Here is a 12,497-nt window from a genome sequence, read left to right as displayed (position 1 = left end):
CATCTTTCGATGCTGTTCTTTGAATTATTCTCTCTGAATCTTTCAAGGTTATTTCACTGTTCAGTTATCAAGGTTCTCTGTCCTGCTGTCTTACGCGACAACTTCTATATCCTATCACAGCTTTCTGCGTTTGTCAACAGGTTTTTTCATAAAAAAAACAATTTTTTAGAAAACCGAGCGGAGAAGGAGGGATTCGAACCCTCGCGCCGGTTACCCGACCTATACCCTTAGCAGGGGCACCTCTTCGGCCAACTTGAGTACTTCTCCGAATTTACATTTTCCAATGATAAAATTGTTTTCTTTTGCGTTTTGATGACGCATAGGTTATTGTACTAAAGGAACTTCTATTTGTCAATCCTATTTTGTATATTTTTTTACATTTTTTTCTTGCTGCCTTTTTTACAGTTTTTATGTTTTTATTCTTATTTAGTAATATCCTGTTTTTTCCAAAATATACGGCTTATCTTAATTTTAATGTACAATACTCCTGGATAGCTGTTTCATACAGATTATTTCCGTCTGAATCTATGACTACGATTACCGGAAAATCTTTGACCTGCAGTTTTCGGATTGCCTCTGCCCCTAAATCCTCATAGCAGACAATCTCTGATTCTGTGATACATTTTGACAAAAGTGCTCCTGCCCCACCGATTGCTGCAAAGTAGACTGCATGATTTCTTTTCATGGCTTCTATGACTTCTTTTGTCCTCTTTCCTTTTCCTATCATTGCTTTTTGTCCAAGGTCTAAAAGCGTCGGTGCATATTTGTCCATCCGGCTTGCTGTTGTCGGTCCGGCAGAACCGATTGGCCGTCCCTCTCTTGCAGGTGATGGTCCCATATAGTATATGGTAGCGTTTTCTATTTCGATAGGAAGCTGCTCCCCCCGGTCTAAGGCTTCTATCATCCTTTTATGTGCTGCATCTCTTGCAACATAGATAGTTCCGGTTATATAAACATAATCTCCTGCTTTTAAATCTTTTGTTATTTCTTCTGTGATCGGTGTTGTTATTCTTTTATCCATCTTCAACCTCTTCTCTGATTATTTTTCTTCTATAATATATACTAAACTGGATTCTCAGATTTGTTAGATTTCTCTTACGACATGACGGTTTACATGGCAGCAGATATTTACAGCTACCGGCAGTCCTGCAATATGTGTCGGATAGGTATTGATGTTGACAGCTAAAGCGGTTGTTGTTCCTCCCAGTCCGCCCGGTCCGATTCCAAGACTGTTGATCTTTTCTAACATTTCTTTTTCTAATTCTCTGACATATGGAATTTCGGAAGGCTCTTCTAAATTTCTGGTAAGAGCTTTTTTTGCAAGAATTGCACTTTTTTCAAATGTTCCACCGATTCCGACTCCTATAACCATTGGAGGACAGGCATTTGGTCCGGCATCTTTTACTGCTGTTAAAATTGCATTTTTTACGCCTTCAATCCCATCTGCCGGCTTTAACATAAAGATACGACTCATGTTTTCGCTTCCAAATCCTTTTGGTGCAACGGTTATTTTGATTTTTTCTCCCGGAACGATATTGTAATGAATGATGGCAGGGGTATTGTCTTTTGTGTTGACACGTTCAATCGGATCTTTTACAACGGATTTTCTAAGATATCCTTCTGTGTATCCCTGACGGACTCCTTCGTGGATAGCTTCTTCCAGTTGTCCACCCGTGAAATGAATTTCCTGTCCGATATCCACAAATACAACTGCCATTCCGGTATCCTGACAGATCGGTATTTTTTCACTGTCTGCTATCACTAAGTTTTCCTGAAGCTGATTCAGTATTTTTGTTCCAAGTTCGGATTTTTCTTCTTCTGCTGCTTTTTTCATGGCTTTGTCCATATCCGGGGACAGGGTATAGTTTGCTTCGATACACATTTCTTTGATGTTTTCTGTGATTTCTTTTACATTAACTTCTCTTATCATCTGATTTTCCTCTTTTTTCTATATATGTTTTTAATCTTTGAAGTGTCTCGTTATGGTTGTCAGAGGTCATTTTCGGGAATGCTTTCATCAAACGGTTATGTCCATTGATCTTTTCTTCTAACATATTCCGGTACTGTTCTTTCAGACGCTCTATTTCCATTCTGCCTTCGATCTTGCGGACTTCTGCTCCTAATCTGATATTTTCTTTCTTTTCCGCTATCTTTACGATCTGCTCTTCATGCTCTTCCTCAAATTTTTCTTTTTTCTCAAGAGCTTCTGTTACGTTTTCGTAGATATTTTCGCCAACCTCATCGGACAGATGATGGATTCTCTGGGCTATTTCGTTCATCCGTTTTAACCGTTCATTAAATTTCATTATGGTCGCAACGGTAATTCCGCAGTCTATTGCAAAAAATACAAGCACTACAGTTAAGATGATAACTCCTATCAGAAACGGAACGATTTTTATGATACCATAAATGATCGGATGCAGGATCAATACGATAAAGGTGCAGGCAAATCCCCAGAATAGTGAGAATTTTAAACATATGTATCCTTTGATGTTGTATGGTTTATCGGAATAATCCCACCATTTGTTGTGGAATACTTTTTCTAATAAGTAGCCTGTAATGTATTCAATGACTGAGGTCAGTATCACGGAACCGATATACAGGATCAATAAATTTTCTTTCAGCGGCGTTAATACTACGATGACCAATGAGATTCCGAATCCGTAGATCGGACAATATGGTCCATTTAAAAATCCGCGGTTTACAAATTTTCCGGTATCTAATGCAGCATATGCTACTTCGGAACACCAGCCGATCACTGCATATACGATAAATATCCATAATACTTCATAGATTGTCTGTGGCATAATTTCTCCTTTTTATAAATTTTTATAAAAAAATATATTTCTTTTAAATTCAAAAAGTTCCCGCTTTTCAAGCAGGAACTTTTTTATGTTACTCTTCCTTTGGAACTTCCTCGGAAACTTCCTTATTTTCTTCTGAATATTCCTCTTCTGCGGACTCTTCTTCATTCTGATTCTCTATTATGGATTTATCTTCTCTTACTTTTGCCATACTTGCAACCGTAACACCTTCATCCAGATTCATCAGTTTGACACCGGAAGTTACTCTTCCAAGAAGTGCTGTGCCTTCTACGGAAATACGAATGATGATTCCCTCTGTTGTGATCAGGAGAACTTCATTGTCTTTGTTTACTGCTTTTGCTCCGATAATATTTCCTGTTTTATCTGTGATCTTGTAACATTTTACACCTTTTCCACCACGATTTTGTGCCGTAAATTCGGAAATCAGTGTACATTTTCCAAGACCTTTTTCAGAAACGATCATCAAAGAATCGCCCTGCGTATGAAGCTGCATTGCTACTACTTCATCTCCGGCTGTTAAGTTCATTCCGATCACGCCCATGGAGGTACGTCCCGTTTTTCTGACATCTGTCTCATGGAAACGGATACACTGTCCATATTTTGTAACCATCAGGATATCTTTCCGGTTATCCGTGATCTTAACTTCTATCAATTCATCTTCTTCACGCAGATTGATTGCAGCAAGTCCTGTCTTTCTGACATTTGCATATTCTACGATGGAAGTCTTTTTTACGATTCCGTTCTTAGTTGCCATGAAGAGATATTCGTCTTCTTTGTATTCTTTTATCGGAATCACCGCTGATATTTTTTCACCCGGCTGGAGCTGAAGGATGTTGATAATTGCTGTTCCTCTCGATGTCCGGCTTGCTTCCGGTATCTCATATGTTTTGATACGATATACTTTTCCGGTATTGGTAAAAAACATCAGGTAATGATGTGTCGTTGTCATAAACAGATCTTCGATGTAATCATCATCTATGGTATCCATACCTTTGATTCCTCTTCCACCGCGATTCTGGCTCTTGAAGTTGTTGACACTCATCCGTTTGATGTAACCAAGGTTTGTCATGGTTACTACGGTATTTTCTAATGGAATTAAATCTTCCATGGAAATATCATATTCATCAAATCCGATGCTGGTTCTTCTCTCATCTCCGTATTTATCGGAAATAATCATGATTTCTTCTCTGATGACTCCGAGTAATTTTTTCTCATCTGCTAAAATTGCCTTTAATTCTGCAATTTTTTCCATGAGTTCTTTATACTCTGTCTCTAATTTTTCTCTTTCTAATCCTGTCAGTGCACGCAGACGCATATCTACGATTGCCTGTGCCTGTACATCGGTCAGCCCGAATCTTTCGACTAAACGCTCTTTTGCCTCCTGTGTGGTACGGCTGGAGCGGATGATCTGAATGACTTCATCGATATTATCAAGTGCGATCAGCAATCCCTGTAAGATATGTGCACGTTCTTCGGCTTTATTTAATTCATATTTTGTTCTTCTTGTCACTACATCCTTCTGATGAAGAAGGTAATAGTTGAGCATTTCACTCAGATTTAAGACTTTTGGTTCATTGTTGACAAGTGCTAACATGATGACTCCAAAAGTATCCTGTAACTGGGTATGCTTGAACAACTGGTTTAATACTACGTTTGCATTGACATCACGACGCAGCTCGATACAGATTCTCATTCCCTGACGGTTGGACTCATCTCTTAAATCCGTGATTCCATCGATCCGCTTATCGCGTACCATTTCAGCAATCTTTTCTATGAGTCTTGCCTTATTTACCATGTATGGAAGCTCTGTGACTACGATCCTGTTCTTTCCGTTTGCCATAGGCTCGATATTTGTCACGGCACGCACGCGGACTTTTCCACGTCCTGTCCGGTATGCCTGTTCCACTCCGGTGGTTCCAAGGATCATTCCTCCGGTTGGAAAATCAGGACCTTTTACGATATTTAATATTTCTTCTAATTCTGTTTCTCTGTCTTCTAATATCTGATTGTCGATAATTTTTACAACTGCTGCAATGACTTCTTTTAAGTTGTGCGGCGGAATGTTTGTTGCCATTCCTACAGCAATTCCGGTGGTTCCGTTGACTAACAGATTCGGATAACGGGATGGAAGCACTACAGGTTCTTTTTCTGTCTCATCAAAGTTCGGCATGAAGTCTACGGTATCTTTATTGATATCCGCAAGCATCTCCATGGAAATTTTACTCAAACGTGCTTCGGTATAACGCATTGCTGCAGCACCGTCGCCATCCACAGAACCAAAGTTACCATGTCCGTCTACAAGTGGATAACGTGTCGACCATTCCTGTGCCATGTTGACAAGTGCTCCATAAATGGAACTGTCACCATGCGGATGGTATTTACCCATGGTATCTCCGACAATACGCGCACATTTACGATGCGGCTTGTCCGGTCCGTTATTTAATTCGATCATGGAATACAGAACTCTTCTCTGTACCGGTTTTAAACCGTCTCTTACATCAGGCAATGCACGGGAAGCGATAACGCTCATTGCATAGTCTATATAAGAGGTTTCCATTGTTTTTTTCAGGTCTATATCATGAACCTGATCAAATATCTTATCATCCATTTTCTAATAACTCCTCTTGTTATCTATACATCAAGATTCTTTACATATTTTGCATTTGCCTCGATAAATTCACGTCTTGGCTCTACTTTATCTCCCATCAGAGTGGTAAAGGTTAAGTCTATTTCGGAAGATGTCTCATCATCCATGATGACTCTCTTTAAGATTCTCCGCTCCGGATCCATGGTTGTTTCCCATAACTGTTCTGCATCCATTTCTCCTAATCCTTTATAACGCTGGATTTTATTGTTGCCGTCACGTCCGATTTCCGTGAGGATATTGTTTAACTGCTCGTCACTGTATGCATACCAGACTTTTTTATTTTTCTCGATCTTATAAAGAGGCGGCTGTGCTAAATAGACATATCCCTCTTTGATCAAATCCGGCATAAAACGATACAGGAATGTCAAAAGAAGCGTACTGATATGTGCTCCGTCGACATCGGCATCCGTCATGATGATGATCTTGTGATATCTCAGTTTTGATATATCAAAATCTTCATGGATTCCTGTTCCGAATGCTGTGATCATGGCTTTGATTTCTGCATTTCCGTATATTTTATCTAATCTTGCTTTTTCTACGTTTAAGATCTTACCGCGAAGCGGAAGGATTGCCTGTGTTGAACGGCTTCTGGCTGTCTTTGCTGAACCACCGGCGGAATCTCCCTCTACGATATAGATTTCGCAATTCTTTGGATCTTTGTCTGAGCAGTCGGCAAGTTTTCCCGGAAGTGACATGCCTTCTAATGCTGTCTTTCTTCTGGTCAGATCACGGGCTTTTCTTGCTGCTTCTCTTGCCCGCTGCGCAAGCAGCGATTTTTCACAGATTGTTTTGGCAATTGCCGGATTCTGCTCTAAGAAATAAGTAAGCTGCTCGCTGACGATACTGTCTACAGCTCCTCTTGCTTCGCTGTTTCCAAGTTTCTGCTTGGTCTGTCCTTCAAACTGCGGTTCTTCTATCTTGATACTGATGATTGCTGTTAAACCTTCGCGGATATCATCTCCTGAAAGCTGTGCATCACTGTCCTTTAAGATCTTATTATCTCTTGCATAAGCATTAAAGGTTTTTGTTAAAGCATTACGGAATCCGGTCAGATGTGTACCACCTTCCGGCGTAATGATGTTATTTACAAAACTGTAAGAAGCATCGTTGTAGGAGTCATTATGCTGCATTGCCACTTCTACATAGACGTTATCCTTTGTTCCCTCACAATAGATGACCTCAGGATAAAGTGATTCTTTACTCTTATTCAGATAAGTTACAAATTCTTTGATTCCTCCGGCATAGTGGAAATCATGTTCCCTGACAGGATCTTCTCTTAAATCTTTTAGGATGATACGAAGTCCCTTTGTTAAAAATGCCGTCTCGCGAAGTCGCTGTTTTAAGGTATCATAATCATAAACTGTTTCTTCAAAGATATCCGGGTCCGGATGGAATGTAACTTTTGTTCCATGCTTATCTTCTTCACAGGTTCCGATCACTTTTACGTCTTCATCCGGTTTTCCGATATGATAACTCTGGAAGTAAATTTTTCCCTCTTTATAAACTTCTACACAGAGCGTTGTGGATAACGCATTTACTACCGATGCACCTACTCCATGAAGTCCTCCGGATACTTTGTATCCTCCGCCGCCGAATTTTCCTCCGGCATGTAATACGGTATATACGACTTCAAGTGCTGATTTTCCTGCTTTGTGATTGATATCTACCGGTATTCCCCTACCATCATCTTCGACTGTAATGGAATTATCTTCGTTGATCGTTACTTCTATTTTGTCACAGTATCCTGCTAAGGCTTCATCGACCGCATTATCTACAATCTCATACACTAAATGATGAAGTCCTCTGGACGAGGTACTTCCAATGTACATACCCGGTCTTTTGCGGACTGCTTCGAGTCCCTCTAAAATTTGTATTTGGTCTGCTCCGTATTCAGTGCTCATTGAAATCCTCCTGTTCACATGCAAAAATACTGCCATCTATTACTTTAAATACCTTGTTTATTTCAAATCGGTTACGAATAAATTCATCCAGTCCTGTACAAGTTATAATTGTCTGGATGTCATGGATGCTGTTCAGCAGATAATTCTGTCTGTTGCTGTCAAGTTCTGATAATACATCATCCAGTAAAAGAACCGGTGTCTCATGAATACTTTTTTTCACAAGCTCTATCTCTGCTAATTTTAAAGAAAGCGCACTCGTTCTCTGCTGCCCCTGGGAACCATATTTACGGATATCTATTCCCGATACATCAAATAACATATCATCCCGATGTGGTCCTACCGAAGTCTGGCAGTAACGCAGGTCTTTTTCTTTTGCACGGTTCAGCTCGTCCTGAAAAAATGCATCATCTATATTTGGTTCGTATTTTAGTATTAATGTTTCTTTACTTCCTGAAATATTTCTATGAAGTTCATAGACGATTTCGTTTAACTCGTCTATAAATGTCTTTCTTCGTCTGATTATCCGCCTGCCGTATTCCAGTAACTGTTCATCCCAGATAGGAAGTGTCTCTTTTAAGTCAGGACGATAGATCATGTCTTTTAGAAGTTTGTTCCTCTGATTTAAGATCTTATTATATTTTGCTAAATCAGAAAGATATATTTTATCTAACTGACAAAGTTCGGAATCTAAGAATCTTCTACGCTCGGAAGGACCGTTTTTGATGATGTTTAAGTCCTCCGGTGAAAAAAGTACAATGTTTAATATTCCAAACAGTTCGCTTGCCTTTTTCAAAGGAATCTTATTTACGGCAATCCCCTTTGTCTTATGGCGTTTCATATGGATGTCTATCTGATACTCCATATTTTTCTTTTCCACAACTGTCTTAATATGGGATTCCTCCATCCCAAACCGGATCATCTCTTTGTCTTTGCTTCCTCTGTGTGACTTTGTTGTCCCGCTGACACAGACTGCTTCTAAGACATTTGTTTTTCCCTGTGCATTGTCGCCATATAAAATATTGGTTCCATTGTCAAACTGAAGATTAAGATTCTCATAATTGCGAAACTGGTTCAACTCTATGGATTTTATAAACATGTCTCTACTTGAAAAGATTCTCCTTCGTAAGTTACTACATCTTTGTCGTGGAGTTTTTTTCCACGCTGATACTCGGTCTCACCGTTGACTTTTACAAGCCCGTCCTGTATGACCATCTTTGCATCAACGCCGGAACCCACCAGACCTGCTAACTTCAACGCCTGTCCGAGTCTTATATATTCATCTTTTATTCTTATTGTTTCCATCTGTTCACAGGCTCCTTAATTTGCAACATTGTTAAAGTTGACTGGAAGAATCAGATAAATATAACTTCCCTGGTCATCTTTGATAAAGCAAGGTGCTTTCGGATTTACCATGTAAAGTGTCACTTCCTCATCGTCAATTACACGAAGTGCATCTATGAAGAATTTTGGATTAAATCCGATCAGAATGTCTTTTCCTTCTTTTTCGATATCAATATCTTCATTCATGGAACCGATAAAGGACTGGATCTTTAATTCCATATTTCCTTCCGTTACATTCATGATGATCGGTTTTTTATCTCCCTCTTTTACTAAAAGGGTTGCACGGTCGATACAGCTTAATAATTCTCTTTTATTGATCTTGATCTTTGTCTCATAATCGGAAGAGAGCATCTGCTCAATTCTTAAATATTCACCTTCGATCAGTCTCGATACTACGGTTGTCCGGTTAAATTCAAACACAATGTGGTTGCCTGTCAGGAAGATATCCACATTTTCATCGGTTGTTCCAGGGATAATCTTGCTGATCTCCTGTAAAGTCTTTCCCGGTACAACGACTTTTTTATAATCGTAGCTGCTGTTTAACTGTATATTTCTGATAGACACACGGTGTCCGTCTAAGGATACCACCTTAAGCTGGTTTTCATTGATCTCAAACAATTCTCCGGTCATCAGTTTATTGTTGTCATTGTCTGAAATAGAAAAGATGGTCTGACGAATGACTTCTTTTAAGGTAAACTGAGACATAGTGATCGGTTCTTTTCTTTCTATATATGGGATATAGGAAAAATCTTCTCCTGATTTACCAACAATATTGAACTTTGCTTTTTCACAGGTAATGGTTGTCTTAAAGCTGTCGTCCGTTTCGATCACAACATCATTATCCGGAAGTTTTCTTACGATATCGGAAAAGATCTTTGCATCTAACGCAATGATTCCGTTTTCTTCTATAGTACCGTCTATTACAGTCTCAATTCCAAGTTCCATATCATTTGCAGTTAATTTAATTTCATTTGAAGAAGCATCTATTAAAATGCATTCTAATATTGCCATCGTAGTTCTGGTAGGAACTGCTTTTGATACAGTATTAACACCATACAATAAATTCGATTTGGAACAGATTAATTTCATTTTGTGAATAACTCCTTCCTGCCTATAAATATATAATATAATTTAATAATTAAAAGTCTTCTTCGTAGAGGGTGTTAATAAGTGAATAACTCTCTAAGGCTTGAAAAATCAAGGGCTTAAAGAAAATTATGAACTTCATAACCCTGTGAAAACTCTGTAGATTCCAACCGGATGATTTGTGAATAACTTAATTCGGGTTGATCTTTTTCTTTATGGTATCGATGGAATTGTGGATATTTTCGTTCGATTCGTACTCATCCGTAATCTTATTAATTCCATGGATAATGGTAGAGTGGTCTCTGCCTCCTAAAAGAGAACCGATACTATCTAAGGATGCATCCGTCATATTCTTAGACAGGTACATGGCAATCTGTCTTGGCTTTGCAATATCGTTACTTCTGCTTTTGGATTTGATCTGGTCTAAGGTAATTCCAAAATGTTCGCAGACAACATCAATGATAAGCTGTGGTGTGATCTCCTTTGGCTTATCCGGTGAAATGATGTTTTGTAATTCTTCAATTGCAACTTCCATGGTAATCTGCTTGTGTTCTAAGTTAGAGTATGCCAGTAATTTATTTAAGGCACCTTCCAGCTCACGGATATTGGATTTGATATTGGTTGCAATGTAATCTAAGATTTCATCATCCAATTCAAAGTCATCCATATCTTTTTTTCTTCTTAAAATAGCCATTCTCGTCTCATAGTCCGGAGAACCGATATCGGTGATCAGTCCCCATTCAAAACGAGAGCGGATACGTTCTTCGAGTGTTTCCATATCCTTCGGTGGCTTATCGGAAGATATGATAATTGCCTTTTTTGCCATATGAAGCTCGTTGAAAGTGTGGAAAAACTCTTCCTGTGTACTTTCCTTACCTATAATAAACTGGATATCGTCGATCAACAGTACGTCGATATTTCTGTATTTATCACGGAACTTATTCATCGAGGAATTGTTTCCGTTACGAATAGAGTCGATCAATTCATTTGTAAATATCTCAGAAGATACATAAAGAACCTTCATGCTCGGATTGTTCGTCTGGATAAAGTGAGCAATGGAATGCATCAGGTGGGTCTTGCCAAGTCCGACTCCTCCATATAAGAAGAGAGGGTTGTACACCTCGCCCGGAGATTCTGCTACAGCTAAAGATGCTGCATATGCTAACTTATTGTTATTTCCAACGACAAATGTATCAAAAGTATAATTTGGATTTAAGGCAGAACCGGTTCCTCCACTTTCTGTCATCCCGATATTTTTTGCTTTATAAGGTTTGATTTTCTTTGTCTGTTCCGGAAGAATAAACTCAATCTCATAATCGGTTCCGGTAATCTCTGCAACCGACACACGAATCGGGAGCAGGAATTTCTTGGTGATATAACTAAGTCCAATCTGCTCGTCCGGTACTAAGATATATAATTTGTTATTCTCTACAGCAAAGACAGAGAGAGGTTTTAACCATGTATTGAAAGAAACTTCGGAAATCTCATGTTCTTCTTTTACCGTATTTAAGATTTCATCCCATTTTTCAATAATCTGTTCTATTTGTTCCATATAAATCTCCAATAACTTTTTAGTCTGTGGATTTTATTATGTATATAATAGGAAATAAGTCTGTCCTAAAAAAATCCACACTTACTATAATAAACTATATCGCCTAAATAATCAATGAAAAAAATGGAGGCGTATAGGGGATAGCAGGGAACGTTATAAACGTCTTATACAGTTTATATCCACATTTTATAGACAGGTTTTCAACATGTGGATATTCATTGGATAAAAAGTGAATAACTATATCTTGTGGGTATGAGTTTCTTCCTTATATATATAGTAGGTAAAAATTTCTAATTATAAAAAAATGCCGTAATAGCTTGACTTAGAGCACATTTTTGTTATAATTGAAGAGATGTTTTTTAACATAGAGGAGGTGGATACTTATGAAGATGACTTATCAACCAAAAAAGAGACAGAGATCTAAAGTGCATGGTTTTAGAAAAAGAATGAGCACAGCAGGCGGAAGAAAAGTATTGGCTGCAAGAAGATTAAAAGGAAGAAAAAAATTATCAGCATAGGCCACGCTTCGTGGTCTTTCTTCTTATTTTAATTATTTTAAGAGGATATGTGACAATGCAATTTTCGGAGTCATTGAAAAAAAACAGAGATTTTCAAAAGGTGTACAGGCTGGGTAAGTCTTATGCAAACAAATACCTGGTCATGTACATTTTAGAAAATCATACAGAAAGAAACCGTATTGGAATATCAGTTAGTAAAAAAGTAGGAAATAGTGTTATAAGACATCATTTAACAAGATTAATCAGAGAAAGTTACAGATTGCAGGAAGACATGTTCCATAGTGGTTGGGACATTGTAATCATCGCAAGGGCATCGGCAAAAGAGGTTGGGTTTCATCAGATAGAGAGTGCTTTGATGCATCTTGGAGGTCTTCACAAAATAACGAAAAAGAAGATGGAATCATTTTGAAAAAAATTTTAATTACTTTAATTAAATTTTATAGAAAATATTTATCTCCGTTAAAGAAAACAAAATGTCCTTATTATCCGACCTGTTCTACTTATGGTTTAGAAGCAGTGGAAAAGTACGGAGCTTTTAAGGGCGGTGCTTTAGCGGCATGGCGAATATTGAGATGTAATCCTTTTTCAAAAGGTGGATATGATCCTGTTCCATAGCGTAGGAGGTTT

At 38.3% G+C, this 12,497-nt stretch carries 12 protein-coding genes and 1 tRNA gene; 3 read left to right on the top strand and 10 right to left on the bottom strand.

The annotated features are described in order from the left end of the window. Positions 1 to 178: 178 nt before the first annotated feature. From WMO43_RS13185 to dnaA, 10 genes are all read right to left on the bottom strand, one after another. Positions 179 to 267 (bottom strand) — tRNA-Ser (locus tag WMO43_RS13185). Between the two features lie 193 nt (positions 268 to 460). After that, on the bottom strand, positions 461 to 1,021 hold the full coding sequence (locus WMO43_RS13180) for a Fe-S-containing hydro-lyase (protein ID WP_353531497.1): 561 nt from the start codon (positions 1,019 to 1,021) through the stop codon (positions 461 to 463). Positions 1,022 to 1,084: 63 nt separating this feature from the next. Then, positions 1,085 to 1,930: a fumarate hydratase gene (locus WMO43_RS13175; protein WP_353531496.1), complete on the bottom strand. Its 846-nt coding sequence runs from the start codon at positions 1,928 to 1,930 to the stop codon at positions 1,085 to 1,087. Continuing rightward, complete coding sequence (locus WMO43_RS13170; protein ID WP_353531495.1) at positions 1,914 to 2,807, bottom strand: putative ABC transporter permease; 894 nt, start codon at positions 2,805 to 2,807, stop codon at positions 1,914 to 1,916. The genes WMO43_RS13175 and WMO43_RS13170 overlap by 17 nt, the downstream gene beginning before the upstream one ends. 88 nt (positions 2,808 to 2,895) lie before the next feature. After that, positions 2,896 to 5,433, bottom strand: coding sequence for a DNA gyrase subunit A (gyrA, locus tag WMO43_RS13165; protein ID WP_353531494.1), 2,538 nt, complete (start codon positions 5,431 to 5,433; stop codon positions 2,896 to 2,898). A 23-nt stretch (positions 5,434 to 5,456) separates the two neighbouring features. Next, positions 5,457 to 7,373, bottom strand: a complete 1,917-nt coding sequence (gene gyrB, locus WMO43_RS13160; protein ID WP_353531493.1) for a DNA topoisomerase (ATP-hydrolyzing) subunit B — start codon at positions 7,371 to 7,373, stop codon at positions 5,457 to 5,459. Continuing rightward, entirely contained in the window at positions 7,363 to 8,469 is a 1,107-nt protein-coding gene (gene recF / locus WMO43_RS13155; RefSeq protein ID WP_353531492.1) for a DNA replication/repair protein RecF, read from the bottom strand. Before recF ends, gyrB begins: the two co-directional genes overlap by 11 nt. Then, positions 8,460 to 8,675: an RNA-binding S4 domain-containing protein gene (locus WMO43_RS13150; RefSeq protein ID WP_177963623.1), complete on the bottom strand. Its 216-nt coding sequence runs from the start codon at positions 8,673 to 8,675 to the stop codon at positions 8,460 to 8,462. The genes recF and WMO43_RS13150 overlap by 10 nt, the downstream gene beginning before the upstream one ends. Before the next feature lie 15 nt (positions 8,676 to 8,690). Next, a complete protein-coding gene (dnaN, locus tag WMO43_RS13145) occupies positions 8,691 to 9,803 on the bottom strand; it encodes a DNA polymerase III subunit beta (RefSeq protein WP_353531491.1) in 1,113 nt (370 codons plus the stop codon). A 187-nt stretch (positions 9,804 to 9,990) separates the two neighbouring features. Beyond that, positions 9,991 to 11,343, bottom strand: coding sequence for a chromosomal replication initiator protein DnaA (gene dnaA / locus WMO43_RS13140; RefSeq protein ID WP_353531500.1), 1,353 nt, complete (start codon positions 11,341 to 11,343; stop codon positions 9,991 to 9,993). Between the two features lie 392 nt (positions 11,344 to 11,735). On the opposite strand from dnaA, the gene rpmH reads away from it, so the two are divergent. From rpmH to yidD, 3 genes are read left to right on the top strand one after another with little or no spacing between them, the layout of a single operon-like run. Continuing rightward, complete coding sequence (gene rpmH, locus WMO43_RS13135) at positions 11,736 to 11,870, top strand: 50S ribosomal protein L34 (protein ID WP_353531490.1); 135 nt, start codon at positions 11,736 to 11,738, stop codon at positions 11,868 to 11,870. Between the two features lie 55 nt (positions 11,871 to 11,925). Continuing rightward, positions 11,926 to 12,279: a ribonuclease P protein component gene (rnpA, locus tag WMO43_RS13130; protein ID WP_353531499.1), complete on the top strand. Its 354-nt coding sequence runs from the start codon at positions 11,926 to 11,928 to the stop codon at positions 12,277 to 12,279. Then, positions 12,276 to 12,485 (top strand): membrane protein insertion efficiency factor YidD, encoded by a 210-nt coding sequence (yidD, locus tag WMO43_RS13125; RefSeq protein ID WP_353531489.1) that lies wholly within the window; start codon positions 12,276 to 12,278, stop codon positions 12,483 to 12,485. Before rnpA ends, yidD begins: the two co-directional genes overlap by 4 nt. Positions 12,486 to 12,497: the final 12 nt, after the last annotated feature.

The organism is Maccoyibacter intestinihominis (genome assembly GCF_040096355.1).
GTDB lineage: Bacteria > Bacillota > Clostridia > Lachnospirales > Lachnospiraceae > Maccoyibacter > Maccoyibacter intestinihominis.
Note: the sequence above shows the minus strand (reverse complement) of the source record. Positions and strands in the feature narration are given on the sequence as shown.